Here is a 20,202-nt window from a genome sequence, read left to right as displayed (position 1 = left end):
GGTGATATCGCTCAGTTGGAAATTCCGTCCTTGATGCGTTCAAGCAAGCTTCGCGTCACCTCCAGCACTGTATTGATGTGTTTGCTGGGTACGTCATGGCCCGCGCGCCCGGCGCCGTCAGGCGCGGGCATCGTGGCGGTTCTCGACTTCCCCGACGGAACTTTGACGGCATCCAAACTGGCTGGACGCGATGGTGGTCACAGTACTGGGGCGGCATCGTGCGCACGACGACGCTGATTGGAGGTCCGGCACGTCGAGCGCTCCGCAGAAGGATGGCTTGGACATTGCAGGGACCAAGACCCTCTGCTGCGAGGTCGAAGTTTTCGTAGGAACGGGCTCTGAAGCTGCCTACGATCTCTCAGGCGCCTTGCTCGTCAGGGTAGGGGGCTCGCACGTTGCGGGAGATCGGCCACATCGTCCTGCAGGCATGACGTCCACGCTTCGCACTGCTGCAGTTCGGCGAGGTATTGGCGCTGGAGCGCACGGTGCAGCGAGAAATGTCGCTCTCGGTACGTAGGCTCGTCAGCCTGCTATACGCCAGCTATGGCCATCCGCCATCCCCGAAAACAAAAAACCCCACAAAGCGCTGAAAGCCTTGCGGGGTCTACGTTTGAATAATGGTGGCCGGGGAGGGAATCGAACCCCCGACACGGGGATTTTCAATCCTTGATCGGTCAGTGGCGGGAGGGCGCCAGGCCGGGATCAATCACACAATATCTAGGCAATTCAGTTACTTGACATGCTAGTGGATAGTAGGCATTACTAGCGGTAACGAGCCTCTATGTCCCCCCGGTGTCCCCCAGTGCAAATCCTGCGCCTCACCGATGCCATCGTCGAGCAGCTGCTGCGCGGCCGCCCGTCCGTCCGCACCGAGTACCGCGACAAGCAGGTGCCCGACCTGATACTGCGCGTCGGCGCCACCGGCGGCAGCTGGAGTGTCTACCGGCGCCTGCCCGGCAGTGCCCGTCGGACGCGGGTGTCGATCGGTCGTGCCGACCGTTGGACCGTCGAGCAGGCACGCAAGGCAGCAAAGCAGGCCGGTGTTGACCTGGACAAAGGCGGCGACCCGACCGCCGTCAAGCGCGCCAGACGTGCGAGTGACTTGCGCGAAGGCATGACACTGGCGCAGGCGCTGGAGATCTATCTGGCCGAGAAGTCGCTGCGGCCGGCCACTGCCAGCACCTACGAGCGCGACCTGCGCACCACCTTTGGCGACTATCTGGATCGGCCGCTGGTGGAGCTGACGCCGCAGGTGGTGCGCGACCGCCACCGCGATCGCAAGACCCGCCCGGTGCGGGCACAGGCACGCGTCGCGAATGCGCGCGACCGCAAGCGCATCACAGCCAGCCCGGCCCGTGCCGACGGCGCCGTGCGCGCGTTGCGGGCCGTGGTGCGGTATCTGCGTGTCACCCGCGAGCTGGACCTGCCAGACGTGGCGGCGCAGATCGCGGCGACGAAGAGCTGGGGCAATGTTGCCAGGCGCAAACGCGCCCTGCTGGGTGAGGCCCTTCGAGAGTTTGTCGCTGTCTTGCGTGCGTTGCCGGACGACCAGCCGCCGGATTTGGTCGGCACGCAGCGTGACCTGACGCTGCTGCTGGCGTGCACCGGGCTGCGCTGGTCGAGCGCGGCCGGGCTGCGCTGGTCCGAGGTTAGTTTCAAGGCGGGGACCATCACGATCCCAGCCGATCGCATGAAGGGCAAGCGCGAGCATTCGCTGCCGCTGGGGCCGGCGATGCTGGCGATGCTGCAGGTACGCCTGCAGGTGGCGCGCAGCGAAGAGTTTGTGTTCGCAGGGCTGGGCAAACTCGTGCGAGGTCGCACCGTGCATGCGCCGATCGGGCGGCTGTCGGTGCGGTTTCTGGCAAAGCTTCAGGACGGGGACGGGCAGGTGATCGCCTGGTCGCCGCACGACCTACGGCGAACGGCGCTGACGCTGCTGGAGTCCATGGACGTGTCCGCCTACGCGCTCAAGGCGATCGCCGCGCACAGCGAGGCCGGCGACGTGACCCGTGGCTACCTCGCCGACGACGTGGAGCGCCTGCGCGCGCCGATTGAACGACTGGAGCAGTCCGTGCTGGGGACAAGTGGACGAGTAGTGCCGCTGCGGAGTCGGGAGCGGCAGGCATGAGCAGGCGCATCGGCATGAACCGCCTGCGAGAGATCCTCGACTGGCACAAGGGCGCACCCGGTGCGGATGCATGGATCAGGCGCGACATCGAGGCGTTGCTGGCCAACCCACGCGAGCGGTTCGCCGACGCCCGGGCTCTGACCGTGACGCTGCACGCGCACTGGGTGCGGCGGCGGCTGCCTGACGGCACGCTGCGCCCAAAACCGCTGACGTGGACGCAGACGGCGCTAGCGCTGGTCAACGACCCGGTGCGCGGTCCGCAGTGCGGATTCGACCCGCAGCGCGACGTCTACGATTTGGCCCATGAGCTGCAGCGAATGCAGCGGACCGTTCGTCGGAAACGTCTGGGGAGGGGTCGCTTCTTGGCGAAATAACGAGCGTACAAGCGACTGGGGAAATTAACTGGCGCGACCTTTCCTCACGCTTTCGCCGATGCCCGCTGCACGCTGCTAGCCGAGGACTTCAGGAGGCAGCAGCAATGAGCGAGACGGCATCCATCGAGAAGGCAGCGCGGGCACGCAAGCTCCGGTCGCGTCCACCTGCCCCCGCGCCAGTGACCTTCCCGCAGCGGCTGAGCGAGGGGCAGGCCGCGCAGTTTCTGTTCGGCGGCGACGACGCGAGCGTGCACACGCTGCGCTACTGGCGAGCCGCCGGCCGCGGGCCGACCTATCACAAGGTCGGAGTGCGCGTCCTCTACAACCTCACCGATCTGGAGGCGTTCGTGCAGGCCGGGCGCGTCGAGCCGAGGCGGGCGTGAGTCCGCTGCCGGCACCCGACCCGCCGCTGCGCGCCGCGGCCGACCCGACGCTGCTGCGCGACCGCCTGCTGGCGCAAATGCGGCACGGGTTGGTCGGCGAAGCGAACGTCTGCCACCTACTCGGCGTCGACATCGCTCAGTTGTATGCGTGGCTGGCTGACCCGGCCGTGCTCGCGCGCGTGCTGCGGCTGGCGGCGCAGCTGGAGGCGGCTGGCGACCTTACCCAGCCCCAGGCGCTGCAGCACGTAGGCACGTATATCGAGCGGTTGGCGCATTTGCTGGACGATCCCGACACCAGCCCGCGCCTGCTAATCGAAGCCGGACGCGAGCTGACGCTGCTCGCCGGTGCACGAGCGCGCGCGGAGACGCAGGGCAAGCTGTGCGGTGTCAGCGCCGCCGAGCAGGACACGCAGCCGGATCTGCCGCTACTCAGCATGGACGGTACCCCCGCGCGGGTGATGCTGGTTGGCTGGCCGGACCCGGCGAACGTGCGCGTCAAGGAGACGCCCGCCATCGACGGTAGTGCAGTGCGGCTCGACCGACCGGACGGGGCATAAAAACAAAACGCCCCGCATGCGCACGAGGCAGGCGGGGGCTGGAGATGAATCAAATGAGCGATCACGACTCTGTCAACGAAGCGCGGCGCAGGCTTGACGAAGCAGCCCATCGCGCGGTGTACGGCGATGCGCACCCGACTGCACCGCCCCCACTGCCACCGCCCGATCTGGCCGGCGCTGGGCTGGCGGCCATGCTGGCGGCGGGCGAGGCCCATAGACTGATGTCGATGACCGTGCCAGAGCGGGGGCTGCGGTTCGTCGTGGGCATCAAGAACGAGATCCCGTGGCGTACCCGTGTCGGTACGAATGCCGAAGTCATCAGCATCGGACAGCAGTACGACGCGGGCGGGCGCGATGTCTACTTTGCCGTCGCCGGCTACCGCCTTGCGAATCACCCGGTTAATCCCACGACCGGCAAGGGCGGCGGTCCCAGCCGCGAAGGCAAGAATGCGATCTGGCATCGCTGCCTGCGCATGGAGCTCGACGTTGTCGTGCCGGGCGAGCCACGCAAGGCTCATCACCACGGCAGCAAGGCAGCCGCACGGCAGGCACTGGACGCGTTCGTCACCCTGCATGCGTTACCGGCACCGATCATCGTCGACTCCGGCGGCGGGCTGCATGCCTACTGGCCGTTCGATCGCGATGTTGCAGTCACGCAGTGGCAGCCGCTGGCCGACCGGCTCAAGGCGCTCGCCGGCAATTTGGTCGGTTCCGAGTCCACTGCGGACGCGGCGCGCATCCTGCGCCTCCCGGACACCCACAACTTCAAGCCCCACTTCGGTGCCGGCGGCAGGGTCGTGACAGTGGTGAACTGGGGCGACGGCGCCACTGCGCCCGAGGCGATCGCGCAGATGCTGGGCATGCAGCTGTCCGCGGCGTGCGACGACGCTGCTGATGACGACGACGACCTCGACGAGCAGATTGGACTTCTGCGCGGCGCCAGCGTGCCGGGCGTGCTCGACGCCGGCGACGGCGGGTCACTGCAGACCGGCGTCAGCGACGGTGGGGAGTGGGGCCGCTGGCTGCTCAGCCTTGGCGACGATGACGCCGTACTGGCGATGATCGACTCGATGGCGCCGTACTTCATCAAGCGGTTTTTCAGTGGCGACAAGGGCGACTGCGCACGCGATGATTGGATGCTCGCAGTGTTTGCCTTCCGCAACCTGACTAAAGCAAGGCCGTCGGCACACGATGCGCTGAAGCAGCGCGCTCTGGACTGGAGCCGTGCATCGCCGCAGTGGAAGCGGGATCCAAAGTCGGCTCGTGAGCAGTTCGAGGAGTTCTGGCTCAACGCAATTAGCGCGACGTTGACGCGGCTGGCGGAGCATGCGATCGCGCAGGGGTGGAAGCCGAAAATGGCCACCGAGATAGCGCTGCCGACCAACGCGAGCGCCGACCATTCACCGGCACCGGTGCCGATGCCACCGCCAGTAGCACGCTACCCAAGCAAAAAGGCCTTCAGGGCTGCGCTCGCAGATCGCTACACCTACGTGCAGGCGAGCAATGAATTCCTCAAACACGAGAACGGGCAATTGCACCCTGCGAAGGCGGTTGCGCTGATGGAGCAGTGTCGCGCGCCATTCAAAGGAAAGGATGAAGCCGATGACAAACTGGATGGAAAGGTCGAGTCGATACTTAGGTTCAACGGCAAGATCCGGCGTGTTGACGTGGCCGTGTATATGCCCGGCTACCCGCTGCACTTCCTGCTCGACGACGGCCGCAGCGCGGTCAACACCTATCGCTTCACGCCCCCGCCCTCACTGCCGGCGGAGGCGTCGGAGGCGGCGCTGCTGCAAGAGCTGCTCGAACACACGCTGCCCTCCAGGGACACCGACTGCGCGGTATGGCGCGAGCGCTTCCTCGACTCGCTGACGTGGCTGGTGCAGGACGAGCGGCACCGGTTGCCTTACGCCACCGTCCTTCTCGGCACTCAGGGCTGTGGCAAGTCGACCCTGCTGGACAAGCTCGTGCGGCTTGCGCTGGGCAACCGGCATGTGGGGTCGGTGTCTATCGGCGAGTTCAACTCCCAGTTCACTGGCTGGGCGACCGGCGTGCGCGCCGTGGCCGCGGCCGACATACGCGCCAACACGGGGGGCAGGGGACAGGACGCCAGCCTCACCTACGACATGCTCAAGCCGCTGATCACCGACCCGATCACTCGCGAGCACCGCAAGACGAAGGACGGGTACGACGTGCCCAACACGGTGTCGCTGTTCGTCACCAGCAACCGCGACGACGCCCTCCATCTCGACGAGGACGACCGCCGCATGATGGTCGCCCGCAGCCCCGCCGGTCGCATGCCCGACGAGCTGGGCCGCCGACTCTATCGCTGGCTCGATGGCCCTCGCGCGGCTGGCGTGCTCCGAGGTTGGCTCCTTGCCCGCGACACCAGCCGGTTCAACCCGCACGCCTTGCCGCCGATGACGCAGGCCAAGCGGCGCATGACCGCGCTGAGCCGCAGCGAGGTGGCCCGCGCACTGGTCGACCGGTTCGAGCAGCGTGCCTTCCCCTTCGACCTGGCGGTGATCACCACCACCGACTGCCTGGAGGCGCTGGGGGAGGACGGGTTCGAGTTGCGCGAGGTCAGCGCCCGGGCGGTCGCGGCAGTCCTGCTGGCACCGCCCATCAGCGCCGAGACGATCGGCAAGCTGCGGGTGCAGCCGCGCGGCATCGACCCGCCCGAGGCGGGCGAGGCAAGGAAGATAAGCCCGGTTCGCGGTTACGTCCCGCAGCGCGACGACCCCGCCTGGTGGACAGGGGTCGACGAAGGATTCGTCCGCCAGCTGCGGAGGTCGAAACGATGAGCAACCAACTGCCTTGTAGGATCGATGTACACGTGAGTCGGCGGAAGTGCGTGCCGTTGCGTGCTGTTGCGTGCCGTTTGCTCGAACGAACGGCACGCAGCTCAAAGCCCTATGTAGCAAGGCTTCCAGCAAGTTGCGTGCCGTTGCAGCCGTTCTTCCCCTATATCCAGGAGATAAGGGAAGGAGTGTGGGGAATAGGAAAATCGGCACGCAACGGCACGCAATTACACAAATTCCTCTGCAGCCCTTGCTGGACGGACCGCGTGCCGTTTGCGTGCCAGTAGCAGTGAACAGCACGCACGCCGCTTAGAAAAGCCAGCGTACAAGCGAGTTGCCCCAGCCCCCAAAATTATCGACGTTCAAGCGATTTCCCCATCACACACCAACTCTTCTGCCAGATGATCGCAGTGACGCTGCCCAGGCCCTCCAAAATGATCGGCGTACACGCGCGCCCCGCGCACCGTGTGGCACGCCCCTGCCCGCACGGGCGAGGCCCTGTCGCCGCGCGCGGCCGATCGGCGCACCATCACCCCATCCCCGAGGCTGACCCATGACCGTGCTCAAACTGGTGCCCAAGCCGAAGCTGTCCGAATTCGATCGCCTGTACGCGTGGGCTGACTCCCTGCCCCAGCACGGCGATCGCTGGGGGCAGCTGGGCTGGGACGACCCCATGACCGTTCGGGAGATAGCCCGCGCGACCGGCATCAGGCAGGTGGCACTGCCGCCGCTGCTGTTGCGGCAGGGCTGGTACCCGACTCGGCGCCTGCCGGGCGGGATCTGGCTGTGGCACTCACCGTTTGAGGCGCTGACCCCGGAGGAGCTGGAGCGCCACGGCTAATCTGGCAGGTCCATCTACTCCCGGCGCTGCCTGTGCACCCCATCGAGGAGAACCCGATCATGAGCTACCTGCATTGGTCCCGCGTGACTCTGGACGACGGTCACGCCGCTGCCTACGCCCGCCCACCGGACCACCCGTTGAACGGCATACACGCCAGCGTGCTGCCATTGCGCGACGGCGGTGTACTGCGTGTCCACAACGGCCCCCTGCCGATGCTGGCCGCGCAGCCTGGCGGCACACAGGAGGACGCGCGGCGCCAGCTCGACCGCCTCGCCGATCGCCTCGCCGCCACACCGACGGCACTGCTGCGACTGGCGCCCGACCGGGCGGACAGCGACTGGCGCTGGACGCTGAGCGACGATGCAGTCGTGGCATGGGTGCGCACCGTCGACGGTCAGCAGCTGCGGGTGCGCCCCGACCCCGACCCCGACAGCGACCAGTGTCAGGTGGACGTGGGCGGTGTCGCCCTGCCGCTGCAGCAGGGCGGCCAAGAGTCGGTCCGCGCGTGGCTGGACAGCCTCATGCGGCCGCCGCCGCCGCCTTGGCTGCGCTGGTACGCTGACACGCTCAGCGAAGTCGTGCACCAGGCGATCGAGACCGGCGAGTCCGCTGCGACGTTCCTGACGCGTCAGGCGCCGCTGCTGAGCCTGCTGCAGGTCGCTCGCGCTGCCGGGCTGCTAGGTCGCAGCGACGAGCAACTGCGGGCGGCGGTGGAGGCGTGGCTCGCCGGGCAGGTGCTGGTGTTGTGCGTCGACAACGCCGCCGTGCTGGTCGGCGCCGAACTGGGCGATGCCGCGGTCTGGCAGCAGCGACGAGAGCGGCAGGCGCGGGACCGGGCGCAGTGGCAGGCGGCGGTCACCGACGAGTACGCCGCGCAGGGGATGGCGACGCTGCTGCGCGCGCTAGATGCGCTCGACTCCCTAAGCCCGCCGCTGCACTGATGCGGGTGTCGTCGCCGCAGGGGCAATGCTTTGCTGCGCGATCGCCTGAAGGCTTATTCTGGCGGCCGGCAAGGAGCATGCGCGACGAGTTAGATTGGACGAGGCCGGCGATGGGGCAGTGTGATTGATATGGGTGCCAACGCCCGCTGGCCCGCTAGCTGAGCTACGAGTGGGGTGATCTGCGTCCGAACCTGATCATCCCTCGAGCGCTCAGCAGCGGGCGAGTATGACCAACCCAGATATCTGGACCACAGCACGATAACGCTAAGCCAACGGCAGCAGAAGCCAATAAATGAATACCACAGAAAGCCAAATTGAGCTGGACCTAATCGCCAAGCTTAGCGATCTCAAGTACACACTTCGTCCTGACATCCGGGACCGTGCTGCGCTGGAAAGGAACTTCCGCGAGAAGTTCGAGGAACTCAATCGTGTTCACCTTACTGATAGCGAGTTCCAGCGCCTTCTAGATAGCGTGATCACGCCTGACGTTTACAACTCGGCCCAGACGCTTCGTAGTATCAACAGCTTCGAGCGCGACGACGGCACGCCACTCAACTTCACGCTGGTCAATATCCGGGACTGGTGTAAGAACCACTTCGAGGTTGTCAATCAGTTGCGCATCAACACCGACTACAGTCATCACCGTTACGACGTGATACTGCTAATCAACGGTGTGCCCGTCGTGCAGATCGAGCTGAAAACCCTGGCCGTCAGCCCGCGCAGGGCTATGCAGCAGATCATTGACTATAAGAGCGATCCAGGCACCGGCTACGGCAAGACGTTGCTTTGCTTCGTCCAGCTCTTCATTGTCAGCAACCGTACCGATACCTGGTACTTCGCAAACAACAACGCTCGCCATTTCAGCTTCAATGCGGAAGAGCGCTTCTTGCCTGTCTACCAGTTTGCGAGCGAGGACAACAAGAAGATCACACACTTGGACGGCTTTGCCGACAAGTTCCTCGCCAAATGCACGCTAGGACAGATGATTAGCCGTTACATGGTCCTGGTAGCGAGCGAGCAAAAGCTGCTGATGATGCGGCCTTACCAAATCTATGCTGTCAAAGCTATCGTGGACTGCATTCATCAGAACTGCGGCAACGGTTACATATGGCACACCACCGGCAGTGGGAAGACGCTCACTTCGTTCAAGGCCTCCACGCTGCTGAAGGACAATCCAGAGGTCGACAAATGCCTATTCGTGGTGGATCGAAAAGATCTTGATCGCCAGACGCGGGAGGAGTTCAACCGCTTTCAGGAGGGCTGCGTTGAAGAAAACACAAACACCGAAACGCTGGTGCGACGCCTGTTATCCGACGACAAGTCGGACAAAGTAATCGTGACGACCATCCAGAAGCTGGGGTTGGCGCTAGACGGCACCAACAGGCGCAACTACAAGGAGCGTCTCGACGCCCTGCGTAAGCAGAGGATGGTATTCATCTTTGACGAGTGCCACCGCTCGCAGTTCGGTGAAAACCACAGGGCTATCAAGGAGTTTTTCCCTAACGCCCAACTGTTCGGTTTTACCGGTACGCCAATTTTCGAGCGTAACGCAAGCTACCAACAGATCGAAGGCCAACAGGCCAGCTTCCGAACAACGGACGACCTGTTCCAACGCTGTCTGCACCAGTACACCATCACCCACGCAATTGAAGATCGCAACGTCTTGCGCTTTCACGTGGACTACTTCAAGCCAGAGGGTAAGAACCCCCCCAAGCCAGGCGAAGGCTTGGCGAAGGCCAAGGTCATCGAAACGATCCTTACCAAGCATGACGCCGCTACAAACGGACGAAAGTTCAACGGCGTGCTTGCCACTGCCAGCATCAACGAAGCCATTGAATATTTCGAGGCGTTCAATACCATCCAGGACAAGAGGCAAGCTGAGGACGACTCGTTTCAGCCGCTAAATATTGCTTGCGTATTCTCCCCGCCCGCAGAGGGCGACAAGGACGTGCAGCAAATTCAGGAAGACCTGCCGCAAGAAAAGGCAGATAACCGAGAAGACCCAGAAGGTAAGAAGGCCGCGCTTGCTCGAATTATTGGTGACTACAACACCAGGTTCGGTGCTAATCACCGCATCAGCGAGTTCGACCTGTACTACCAGGACGTGCAGAAGCGCATCAAAGATCAGCAATACCCCAACACTGACCTGTCCCACGCGCAGAAGATCGACATCACCATCGTGGTAGACATGCTGCTGACCGGCTTCGACTCCAAGTACTTGAACACTCTGTACGTCGACAAGAACCTCAAGTATCACGGTCTGATCCAGGCATTCTCCCGGACCAACCGCGTGCTGAACGATAGCAAGCCTTACGGCAACATCCTCGACTTTCGCCAGCAGCAGAAGCCAGTGGAGGAGGCAATTGCGCTCTTCTCCGGCGAGAAGATCGACAACCCACGTGAGATATGGTTGGTGGACCCAGCTCCCAGGGTGATCGACAACCTGCAAGTGTCAACACAGAAGCTGGCCGCCTTCATGCAGTCCCAGGGTTTGTCCAACTCACCGGAAGAAGTGGTCAACCTCAAGGGGGATGCTGCTCGGAGCCAGTTCGTCAACTTGTTCAAGGAAGTGCAGCGCCTCAAGACGCAGCTAGATCAATACACGGATCTGAGTGACGAGCAACGGTCACAGATCAGCAAGATTGCGTCTCAAGATCAACTTCAGGGATTCAAAAGTGCCTATCTAGAGACCGCCAAGCAGCTAAAAGAGCAGCAGGACAAACAGGGCGACCAAGCGCCACCCGAGGTCCAGCAACTGGATTTTGAGTTTGTGCTTTTTGCATCTGCTGTCATCGACTACGACTACATCATGGGGCTGATCGCTCGGATGACGCAGCAGGCGCCCGGGAAGCTAACTCTCAACCGTGAGCAACTCATTGGCTTGATTCAGTCCGATGCAAAGTTCATCAATGAGCGCGAGGACATTGCCGAGTACATCCGTGGTCTGCCAGTAGGTGAGGCGCTGGATGAAGCACAAATTCGCGACGGTTACGAATGCTTCAAGGCGGAGAAGAAGGTCAGGGAACTGGCTGACATTGCGAGCAAGTACGGTCTTGCGGCGGACGCGCTCCAAGCGTTTGTGGATGAGGTGCTGCGCCGCCGTATCTTCGACGGCGAGGCTTTGAGTGAGCTGATGGCGCCACTGGGTTTGGGTTGGAAGCAGCGCACCCAGAAGGAGCTGGCTCTGGTGGAGGTCCTTACGCCATTGCTGCACAAGCTCGCCCAAGGGCGGGAGATCTCAGGGTTGAATGCATATGAGCAATAAGAGCATCGAAAGGAACGAAAAGAAGCGGTCGCTGGTACCGCGAATTCGGTTCCCGAAATTTCAGAACGCTGATGCCTGGCAAGTAGAGAAACTGAGTGGCTTTCTAGTCGAGATCAAGCAACGAAATAGAGACCTCAGATACACGGCACAGGATGTGCTGTCTGTTTCAGGCGAGCTTGGATGCGTCAACCAAATAGAGCACCTGGGTCGTTCCTACGCTGGCGTTAGCGTAAAGGATTATCGCGTCGTAGAGACTGGCGATCTTGTTTACACCAAGAGCCCGCTAAAGCGAAATCCGTTCGGAATCATTAAAGAGAACAAGGGGAAGGCAGGAATCGTCTCGACTCTATATGCCGTCTACCGCCCCAACGACGACGCGCACGCTTCGTACTTCGATCACTACTTCTCGCGCGACCACTGCCTGAATGCCTATCTACAACCCCTGGTAAAGAAAGGGGCGAAGAACGACATGAAGGTGAACAACGCTGTTGTCCTAAGCGGCAGCGTCGTGGCGCCAAAGCTAGACGAGCAGCATAGAGTTGCCGATTGCTTGACGACGTTCGATGAGCGAATCGCGGCTGAGGCAGGAAAGCTTCGCAGCCTCAAGGTACACAAGAAGGCATTGACGCAACAGCTGCTACCTGCTGATGGCGAATCCTTGCCAAATCTTCGATTCCCTCAGTTCCTCGGCCTTGGAGAGTGGAAGCCTGCTGACTTGGATCCTTTCCTGAAGGAATACTCCGAGCGGGTTTCGGCAAGCACAGAGTTGCCGATCTACAGTTCTTCAAGGACGGGATTGCAGCGCCAAAAGGACTACTACGACAACCGAGAGGTTGCGAATGACGGGCAGTACGGGGTGGTCCCGGAAGGGTACTTTGTCTATCGACACATGAGCGACGATGGAGCCTTCAAGTTCAACATAAACAACACGGGTCAAAGAATTGCAGTGAGCAAAGAGTACCCCGTTTTCTCTGTGGATGGCCTGCATCCAGGCTTCCTCAAATACCTGCTCAACGATGGAAAGCAGTTCAGCAAGTTTGCCCTCGCGCAGAAGAAGGGCGGCACCAGGACTAGGCTCTACCTGAATGTCCTTCGTACGTTCTCTGCGGTTCTTCCTTCTTTTGAGGAGCAAAGGAGGATCGGCGAGTGTATCTCGTCCATCGATGATCTAATCACTGCGCAGGAACAGAAGATAGATCTACTCAAGCGTCACAAGAGGGGTTTGATGCAGGAGCTCTTCCCGGTGCTGGAGGATCAGTCAGCATGAGGCCGGGTGAGCTCTTCTCCGAGCTGCCTGCTTTGGCGGCGCATTTGCGACTGGTGTTGGAGAATAAGAAGACTGTCTTGCTCTATGCGTACAACGGCACCGGAAAGACGCGGCTCTCAATGGCCTTCAAGGACATCAGAGGTCAAGAACAGACTAGAGGCGAGGGTGGCGATGCGGTTCGAGACACGCTCTACTTCAACGCATTCACCGAAGACCTCTTTCACTGGGATAACGACTTAGACGGCGACAGTGACCGCAGATTGCTGCTCAACATGAACTCGCGGTTCTTTCAGGGTGTGTTTGAACTCGAGATGGACAACCGCATCCGGCCGCTCTTGCAGCGCTACGCGGACTTCGATTTCCGAATAGATACGCGCGAGTGGTCAGTACGCTTCTCTCGCACGGTTGGCGGACAGGTCATCGACAACATCAAGGTTTCGCGCGGCGAGGAGAACATCTTTGTCTGGTGTCTATTTCTGACAATCGTACAGTTGGCTCTTGACGGCGCGGAGTCTTATGCATGGGTGAAGTACGTCTACATCGATGACCCGATTTCGTCCCTGGATGAGCACAACGCGATCGCCGTTGGGAACCACTTGGCGCAGCTACTCAAGCGGCCGGGGAGTAATCTTAAGACGGTGATCTCGACGCATCACACGTTGTTCTACAATGTGTTGTGTAACGAGCTCGGAAACTCCCGCAAGTACTTTGTGAGCAAGAACTCCGCAGGCGATAGCCATCTACTGCGTGAGGAAATGGGTGACACGCCGTTCTTTCATCATGTGGCCGCTCTGGCAGAACTGTACCAAGCGGCGCAGGAGGATCGACTGTTCACTCATCACTTCAACATGCTCCGCGCCATCTTGGAAAAGACGGCAAGCTTTCACGGCCATAAGAACTTCTCTGCATGCATCAAGCAGGAGGATGATGATCTGGACGGCATCCTGCATGCGCGCCTGATCAACATTCTGAGTCACGGAAACTATTCGCTGTTTGAGCCTCAGCAAATGCTGGACGAGAACAAGGCATACTTTAAGAAGATCTTGTACGACTTCCTGAGCCGCTACCCCTTCAATCCAGTGTTGTTTCCTCAGGCCACTCAGGCAGCAGGCGCGCAATGACCGATCTCGAAAAACAGAAGCTTGGCAGAACCCTATGGGCTATTGCCGATCAACTTCGCGGCGCGATGAATGCGGATGATTTCCGCGACTACATGTTGGCTTTTCTCTTCCTTCGTTACCTTTCTGACAACTACGAAGCAGCTGCGAGGAAGGAACTGGGGTCGGACTATCCCGTTCAGTTGGACGGCTCGGTGTCCACACCCTTGCAGCGGTGGTACGAGAGTAATTTGGATGACGTGCCAGAGTTCGAGAAGCAGATGCGCCGAAAGGTGCACTATGTGATCGAGCCGCAGTACCTGTGGGGCAACATATCAGAGATGGCACGCACGCATGATGCGATGCTCTTGAGTACGTTGCAGAGCGGCTTCAGCTATATCGAGACAGAGTCTTTCGCGAGCACTTTCCGCGGGCTGTTCTCCGAGATTAATCTGGCTTCTGACAAGCTTGGAAAGACGTATTCAGAACGCAACGCGCGGCTGTGCAGAATCATCAAGGAGATCGCTGACGGGCTGAAGGAGTTTTCCACCGACAGCGATGCGTTGGGTGATGCCTATGAGTATCTGATCGGTCAGTTCGCAGCTGGTTCTGGCAAGAAGGCGGGAGAGTTCTACACCCCTCAGCGCATTTCAGACATCTTGTCGTCCATAGTAACGCTTGACAGCCAGGAGCCCGGTTCGGGCAAGCGTTCCCATCTGGACAGCGTGATGGATCTGGCTTGCGGTTCAGGGTCGTTGTTGCTGAACGTGCGACACCGAATGAAGGATGCGAAAGGCACCATCGGGAAGATCTATGGCCAGGAGAAGAACATCACAACCTACAACCTGGCGCGCATGAATATGCTGCTGCACGGGGTTAAGGATTCTGAGTTCGAGATCTTCCACGGAGATACCCTTCCGAATGAGTGGGACATGCTTCGCGAGACGAACCCGGCCAAGATGCCGAAGTTCGATGCGGTGGTAGCCAATCCGCCCTTTAGCTATCGCTGGGAGCCGAGCGAGGCGCTGAGTGAGGACGTGCGCTTTAAGAACTACGGACTGGCACCAAAGTCTGCGGCCGACTTCGCTTTCCTCCTGCACGGTTTTCATTTCCTCAAGCAAGACGGAGTGATGGCCATCATCCTGCCGCACGGAGTCTTGTTCCGTGGCGGCGCTGAGTCACGCATTCGCACTAAATTGCTTAAGGATGGCCACATTGATACCGTCATAGGCCTGCCTGCGGACCTCTTCTTCTCCACCGGAATACCGGTGTGCATTTTGGTGCTGAAGAAATGTAAGAAGCCGGACGATGTGTTGTTCATCAACGCAGCCGAGCACTTCGAGAAAGGGAAGCGGCAGAACCAGCTGCTGCCCGAACACATTGAGAAGATCGTAGATGCCTATCAGTTCCGCAAGGAAGAGGCGCGATACTCACGTCGAGTTGCTATGGAGGAGATCGAAAGGAACGATTTCAATCTCAATATATCGCGCTACATCAGCACTGCCGGCGCCGAGAATGAGATCGATCTCAAGACTGTGCATGGAGAACTAGTCTCGGTTGATGGAAAGGTTAGAACGGCTACCGAGCGCCTCAATGCGTTTCTTAAGGAGCTTGGTTTGCCCCTATTGCCCTGAGACATCCTAGGTTGGGCGCTAACCGCTGTCAGTGTTGCCACGAAGTGGCTCCCGCCGCAGAGCTGACGTGTGACCAAAGGTTGCGCTCTATGGTCGCTATTGAGCAAAAGTGTTCGTTGCGTTGGGCTGTCGTCGGACTTCAAGCCTGCCGACGAACTCGGTCAGTCATTGCATCGGTCTGTTTGCCGATGTCGCGTCGCTATTCTGCCGTCGGATTGAAAGGTTGCGCGGGTCGATTGTGCTCTGCCAAGGATCCATAACTGGACCCCGGGGTCCGTATAGAAAGTGGTTTGCAAGGACCAAGCATTATGCCTACGTATCGATACAAGCCCTACTACAGCTATAACGGCCCGACACGCTCGCAGCCGTTCCGAGAAGAGCTATCGCCTGAGGAGATTGAGAGCAACCTAGCCTTCTTCTTTGCAAGGTTGGAAGACCACTTCGTAGGGACTGACGCAGTTGTCAGTCACGACAGTTCAGGCATCGCATCCGTTACAACAAGCCTTCAAGAGGAGAATTGCGACGAGGTTGTAAAAGGTCTGCTGAACTATCTAGATCTGTACGCACATAAGACTCACGAGTCTTAGAGCTAATTACTCCAATCCGAAGCCGCGCCGCGGATCTACCTAATTCAGGCTGCCATGAAAGGAACTCAGCACTTTTCGCGCATGAATTACAACACACGCCGGGGTCTTCGCGAGATCGTGGCTCCAGATCACCGCATTTCAAAGCAGGAGTGGTCATTGGTCCTCGCCGAGTTCGGCAGCACTTGTGCCTACTGCGGCGCCGCTGCGTCGGCGGAGAATCGGGGCATAGTCCCAGATCATCTTGTCGCTGTGACTGATTTCGGAGAGCTTGTGCCCGGTAACATCGTGCCCGCCTGCCAGACTTGCAATGACTCTCGCGGCAACAAACCGTGGCGGACGTTCCTGGCCAATCGATTCCCGGTAGATGCAGCCAGCCGGGTAGATCGCATAGAGCATTATATTGCTGTGCACAACTATGCACCGCGTAGTCCGGAGTCATCCCTTACGCCCGAAGAATTGGCTCAGTACAACGCCCTTGTCGCTGAGTGGGAGAGCTTTCTGAGAAAGGCCCAGGATCTCCAGTTCAAGGTTGTCCAACGGCGGTCGCTGACAGTTAACAGTTCGTCCAAGCCGAAGTCGCGACGAGGCTCTGCTTAATTCAGGCATTTGAGTCCGAGCGCGCGCTCCTATCGGGCCGGTAGGTAGTGGTCCCTCCCGCTCGCAGTGGCCTTCTGATAGAACACGACGAAACATTTAGGAGAGGGAGGCGTTAGTGGACCCCTATAGCTCAGATCGTCCGTTTGTAACGTTGGAGCAGATGGCGCTCTTTGCAGCCGTTGATCGAGACACCGCGCGGAGGTACGGAGTCAAGGTTAAGGCGGCTGGCATCTCTAACGTCGACTACAAGGTCAGGTTCAGCAAGCTCAGCTCTAGCCAAACGATGAATCCTCCTCCTAGTTGCGGTCGTATCTTCCCCGGGTACGTGGTAGTACGGAAGCTAGGGGCCACAGATCAGTACGAGACATGGATGCCTGAACATGTCTTTGATGAGCTGTATCGACCTGAGAAATGAAGCGGGACGGAGAGCGGGCGAATGACCGCTCCTGGTGTTGCGGTCATCGGGTCGGGGCGGCGCCTCGGCGAGGCTAAAGGTTGCACACGGGTCCGTCTGTTAGGTATTTGTGATGAAAGACATTGGCGAACAGCTAGATCGATGGTCACAGACACTCTGCAGCGACATCAGCGTCGGCGGACTTATTTCCCGCTGTCCGATCGCTCACAAGTGGAAGGCTCCGTATAGGAGCATCGTGGTGCGTGAAGCACTGCTGTGGCGCATGCACGATCTTGGGCAACAGACGCTCCTATTGGCAAAGCACGGCCACATACTCGGTGCACGCATCTTGCTCCGTAGCTGCATCGAGACCCTGGGTGTTCTCATCTACCTCAACCAGAAAACCCAAAGCGTCCTATCGAGCACGCTTTCTTTTTTTGAGTTTGACGAGATCACCAAACAGTTGCTGATGGGTTCTAAGAACGGAGCAACGTCCCTCGCGGCCGTCAACATACTTACTGTTTTGGGACAGGCCGAGAAGGTCCATCCTGGGCTCGCTTCTATGCATCAGCACCTTAGCGAGAGCGCCCATCCAAACTACGATGGCGTTCTCTTCGGCTACTCTTCCACTGATCCGGACAAGCACGAGACTCATTTTGTAAATAATTGGGTCGAGTTCTTCGGTATGGAGCAGGAGCCAGGTTCCGCCTTTGTCTTCGCGGTTTTTGAGCATGAGTACAACGTCGTTTGGCCTCAGCACATGACGCAGCTCGAGAAATGGTTGCGAGCCAACGATGCCGCACTTGGGGCGCAGCGGGTCGAACCGTAGCCGCTTTGCGGTCCGGCTCAAAGCAGGGGGGCATTCCCGAGGTTCTGGAAGGCCATGTCTGTCTCGGCGGGTCCGCTCCCGAGGCGATCGCTGAACCGATGCAGCGCGGCGCAATAGGGGCGAGGTGGCAGTTGCGGTGCCGCTACTGCCAGCCACTCGTGAAATTGGCTTGAAAACCAGCCGGCAACTACGGGGCATGTGAGAGGGGAGGTACGGGGTCTGAGGTTCAGGTCCAACCGTCTGGTGCCCAGGGGGGGCAACGCAAGGGATTGCGCACGCGTCGGAACCTGCCGGCCGCGAGGAGCCGGAAGCTGCGGACGGCCCGGTCCAAAGCAGCGGGCAGGGGCCTTGCGCTGGGAGCGTAGTTGGGCATATGTTCTCCGTCACAGGCGCCCGCCTGGGTCGTGAGTGGCCCAAAACAGGCGACGATCAAACGTTCTCCAGCACGCCCTCTATTCGCATCGGTTTGTCCGGGGCGCGGCGCGAGCAATCACTCACCGCACCGTGCCTAACAGGATACCGATCCATGATCAATATCTCTCCCGTTGCCTTCGCGGCTCGCAAAGGCTTGCGTGCTCTCGGCATCATCCTTTCCCATGGGCATGCGTTGGAGCTGACCGCTGCCGTTCTGTCCTATCGCACGTTCGCCGCGTTGCAGGCCGAGGAAAGGAACTCGGTGAGCCCTTCCTTGGGAGATGCAGGGCACATCGTGCTTCAACAGGATGTACTCACCGTTCGTCTGCGTGACCTCGGGCTGGCGTCGGAAACGCAGGCTGTCGTTTTTGATGTGCTGTCGAGGGCCTTTGAAGGAGCTGAGGGTGTCTGGCAATCAGGCGCTCAGATCCACCGTTCATTTGAGGATCTGAAGGACCACCTGGCGCAGGACACTCAAACCCGCGCATGGACCGATGATGGCGTCATATCCGCGTACGCGGAAACTAATGCCTATGTTGACGAGTTCTACACCGATAGCTATGAATTCGACGGGTCATTGTTTGACGTAGCCGACTGCTGGTGTGCTGTTCTTGCCGGCACTCACACGGGGGAACAAGACCCCGATCGCGTGTATTACGGTCACCGTGGTGATTTTGAGGCGACATACAGCTTCGACAAAGCCGGCCGCTGTGGTCTGATCGAAACTGATTTTTCGATCCGCTTGAGCTTCGAACAGGACTACGGCGAGGACGGCGCTAGCTGAGCGCGTGATCCAAGGGACTTCGCGTCTGGAGTTAGCTTCAGGCGCTCACTCCTATTTGGCTCGCCAAGATTGTCGGGCGGCGCCGCGGCATTTTGCCGCGCGCGTTCTTGGCCCAGGAGACGGGTTCTTGGCCCATCGGGCGTACTGCAGCGGCGCTGATCGTCGCGGTCGCGGCCTAATTAGGTTTCCAGCTGGAGTTCGAAGTTGGACTCGGACCAACGACCTCTGACCGATGGGCAAGGGCACAAACACCCCATGTCCCCCCGGTGTCCCCCAGGCCGGGGCGATGCTCCAAAAAAATAAGCCCAGTAAAGCCTGAGAGCCTTACTGGGCTTACGTTTAATCATGGTGGCCGGGGAGGGAATCGAACCCCCGACACGGGGATTTTCAATCCCCTGCTCTACCAACTGAGCTACCCGGCCATTCCGCGACGGTCAGGCCGTGCGAGGAGCGGAATGATACGGATCGCGGGCGGGCATGGCAAGCCGGATGTGCGCTGAACGGGTTCGCCGGCCGCTGCAGCACCGGCGCCGGGGCGGCGCAAGATTGTGGGGTGTTGTCCACAGGCAGCCCGTGCGCTGCAGGAGACCGTCATGAAAGCCCTGGTCCTGGCCTGCCTGGCCGCGTTGGTCACCAGCGCCTGCGCCAGCAATTCGCGCATCAGCGATGCCGACAAGCTGGAGCTGTACCGCGCCCATGCCGGTGCGCCGGTTCCGAACTTCCAGTACTTCGGCCGTCTCGACGGCTGGACGCCCCTGGGCGAGACCGCGCTGGCGGTGTGGACCAAGCCCAGCGAGGTCTACCTGCTCGAGCTCAAGAGCACCTGCGAGGACCTGGACTTCGCCCAGGCCATCACCGTGACCAACCAGTTCGGGCGGGTGTACCAGAACTTCGACAAGGTGATCGTGCTCAGCCGCGCGTCCAACCAGATCCCGTGCTGGATCAAGGAAATCCGACCGGTCGACGCCAAGGCGCTCAAGCAGGCCGAAAGCGAGAAGCGCGCCGCTCAGATCGCCGAGCGCGAGAAATCCTGAACTCAGGTTTCCGGGGCGACGTAGCCGGCGGGTTTGGCGGCGTCACCGCCAAACAGGAACTTCTCCATCTCGGTTTCGAGGAAGGCGCGGTGCTTGGGGTCGAGCGGCGACAGCCGGTTCTCGTTGATCAGCATGGTCTGGTGTGCCAGCCACGCCGCCCAGGCGGGTTTGCCGATATGGGCGAAGATGCGCTTGCCCAGTTCGCCGGGCCACGGCACGTAGTCGAGGCCTTCGGTTTCGCGCTTTTCGTATTCGCAGTAGACGGTGCGGGGCAT

Annotated in this window: 15 protein-coding genes and 1 tRNA gene; 14 read left to right on the top strand and 2 right to left on the bottom strand. The window is 60.5% G+C overall.

The genetic code is table 11. From position 1 onward, the window contains the following. The first annotated feature begins 802 nt into the window (after positions 1-802). The 13 genes from MNR01_RS06000 to MNR01_RS05940 all read left to right on the top strand — a co-directional run bounded on the left by MNR01_RS06000 (position 803) and on the right by MNR01_RS05940 (position 18,893). Complete coding sequence (locus tag MNR01_RS06000) at positions 803-2,128, top strand: tyrosine-type recombinase/integrase (protein WP_241920019.1); 1,326 nt, start codon at positions 803-805, stop codon at positions 2,126-2,128. Continuing rightward, positions 2,125-2,502 carry a hypothetical protein gene (locus tag MNR01_RS05995; RefSeq protein ID WP_241920018.1) on the top strand — a complete coding sequence of 126 codons (378 nt, stop codon included), beginning with the start codon at positions 2,125-2,127 and terminating at the stop codon, positions 2,500-2,502. Before MNR01_RS06000 ends, MNR01_RS05995 begins: the two co-directional genes overlap by 4 nt. A 104-nt stretch (positions 2,503-2,606) precedes the next feature. Beyond that, on the top strand, positions 2,607-2,885 hold the full coding sequence (locus MNR01_RS05990) for a helix-turn-helix domain-containing protein (RefSeq protein ID WP_241920017.1): 279 nt from the start codon (positions 2,607-2,609) through the stop codon (positions 2,883-2,885). Next, positions 2,882-3,442 carry a hypothetical protein gene (locus MNR01_RS05985; protein ID WP_241920016.1) on the top strand — a complete coding sequence of 187 codons (561 nt, stop codon included), beginning with the start codon at positions 2,882-2,884 and terminating at the stop codon, positions 3,440-3,442. Before MNR01_RS05990 ends, MNR01_RS05985 begins: the two co-directional genes overlap by 4 nt. 53 nt (positions 3,443-3,495) lie before the next feature. Beyond that, complete coding sequence (locus MNR01_RS05980) at positions 3,496-6,246, top strand: primase-helicase family protein (protein ID WP_241920015.1); 2,751 nt, start codon at positions 3,496-3,498, stop codon at positions 6,244-6,246. 550 nt (positions 6,247-6,796) lie between these two features. Next, the gene (locus tag MNR01_RS05975) at positions 6,797-7,084 is read left to right on the top strand and encodes a hypothetical protein (RefSeq protein ID WP_241920014.1); all 288 of its coding nucleotides are present in this window, start codon (positions 6,797-6,799) and stop codon (positions 7,082-7,084) included. Positions 7,085-7,143: 59 nt separating this feature from the next. Further along, a complete protein-coding gene (locus tag MNR01_RS05970) occupies positions 7,144-8,025 on the top strand; it encodes a hypothetical protein (protein WP_241920013.1) in 882 nt (293 codons plus the stop codon). Between the two features lie 292 nt (positions 8,026-8,317). Beyond that, positions 8,318-11,290, top strand: coding sequence for a type I restriction endonuclease subunit R (locus MNR01_RS05965; protein ID WP_241920012.1), 2,973 nt, complete (start codon positions 8,318-8,320; stop codon positions 11,288-11,290). Beyond that, positions 11,280-12,557: a restriction endonuclease subunit S gene (locus MNR01_RS05960; RefSeq protein WP_241920011.1), complete on the top strand. Its 1,278-nt coding sequence runs from the start codon at positions 11,280-11,282 to the stop codon at positions 12,555-12,557. The genes MNR01_RS05965 and MNR01_RS05960 overlap by 11 nt, the downstream gene beginning before the upstream one ends. Continuing rightward, a complete protein-coding gene (locus tag MNR01_RS05955; RefSeq protein ID WP_241920010.1) occupies positions 12,554-13,678 on the top strand; it encodes an AAA family ATPase in 1,125 nt (374 codons plus the stop codon). The genes MNR01_RS05960 and MNR01_RS05955 overlap by 4 nt, the downstream gene beginning before the upstream one ends. After that, a complete protein-coding gene (locus MNR01_RS05950; RefSeq protein WP_241920009.1) occupies positions 13,675-15,288 on the top strand; it encodes a type I restriction-modification system subunit M in 1,614 nt (537 codons plus the stop codon). Before MNR01_RS05955 ends, MNR01_RS05950 begins: the two co-directional genes overlap by 4 nt. A 1,837-nt stretch (positions 15,289-17,125) precedes the next feature. Next, positions 17,126-17,695, top strand: a complete 570-nt coding sequence (locus tag MNR01_RS05945) for a DUF5677 domain-containing protein (protein WP_241920008.1) — start codon at positions 17,126-17,128, stop codon at positions 17,693-17,695. 526 nt (positions 17,696-18,221) lie between these two features. After that, a complete protein-coding gene (locus tag MNR01_RS05940; protein ID WP_241920007.1) occupies positions 18,222-18,893 on the top strand; it encodes a hypothetical protein in 672 nt (223 codons plus the stop codon). Positions 18,894-19,239: 346 nt separating this feature from the next. On the opposite strand, the gene MNR01_RS05935 is transcribed toward MNR01_RS05940, so the two are convergent. Next, a tRNA-Phe gene (locus MNR01_RS05935) sits at positions 19,240-19,315 on the bottom strand. A 171-nt stretch (positions 19,316-19,486) separates the two neighbouring features. Here MNR01_RS05935 and MNR01_RS05930 point away from each other — a divergent pair. Further along, a complete protein-coding gene (locus MNR01_RS05930; protein WP_241920006.1) occupies positions 19,487-19,927 on the top strand; it encodes a DUF6491 family protein in 441 nt (146 codons plus the stop codon). 2 nt (positions 19,928-19,929) lie between these two features. On the opposite strand, the gene MNR01_RS05925 is transcribed toward MNR01_RS05930, so the two are convergent. After that, entirely contained in the window at positions 19,930-20,202 is a 273-nt protein-coding gene (locus MNR01_RS05925) for an oxidative damage protection protein (RefSeq protein WP_241920005.1), read from the bottom strand.

Source organism: Lysobacter sp. S4-A87 (genome assembly GCF_022637455.1).
Taxonomy (GTDB): domain Bacteria; phylum Pseudomonadota; class Gammaproteobacteria; order Xanthomonadales; family Xanthomonadaceae; genus Lysobacter_J.
The sequence above is the reverse complement of the archived record's forward strand: the minus strand, read 5'-3'. Positions and strand labels throughout refer to the sequence as shown.